Origin of the sequence: Lactobacillus sp. M0396 (assembly GCF_016101625.1) — a bacterium.
GTDB lineage: Bacteria > Bacillota > Bacilli > Lactobacillales > Lactobacillaceae > Lactobacillus > Lactobacillus huangpiensis.
The window spans coordinates 1-599 of record NZ_JACFQE010000023.1; the positions used below are offsets into that span (position 1 = coordinate 1).

Here is a 599-nt window from a genome sequence, read left to right on the forward strand (position 1 = left end):
GAACACAAGCACCGCTATGGCTATCGCCGTATTACTGCAGAGCTTAGGCGTCGCGGTTTATTAGTCAATCATAAAAAAGTGCAGCGCTTAATGAACAAGCTGAAATTGTTTGGCATAGTCAGTAAACGCTGGCACAAATACAGCAGCTATCGCGGCACTCAGGGTCCGATTAAGCCTGACTTGATTAAACGCAGCTTCAGTGCGGTTTATCCCAATCACAAATGGTATTCAGATGTGACGGAGTTTAAGCTCAAGGAGCAAAAGACCTATTTATCACCGATCATTGACGGCTGCACCCAAGAGATTGTTTCCTATACTATTTCCCGCAGCCCTAATCTTAAGCAGACCATGGATATGTTAAAAAAGGCCTGGGACAAGCATCCGGCACTGAATGGTTTGATCTTTCACACAGACCAAGGCTGGCAATACCAAAATGCCCAGTTTCAGGCGTGGCTGAAAAATCATGGCATTAGCCAGTCAATGTCACGCAAGGGCAATTCGCTTGATGATGGGCTAATGGAAGGCTTCTTCGGGATACTCAAGCGAGAAATGTTTTATGGTTTTGAAAAGCACTTTAAGAATCTCACTGAACTGGAAGA

Annotated in this window: 1 protein-coding gene; it reads left to right on the forward strand. The window is 44.9% G+C overall.

Annotated elements, in window-relative coordinates; all coding sequences use genetic code 11:
• The coding region (locus H3T43_RS09295; protein ID WP_198214175.1) for an IS3 family transposase at window positions 1–599 on the forward strand (599 nt) is incomplete at both ends.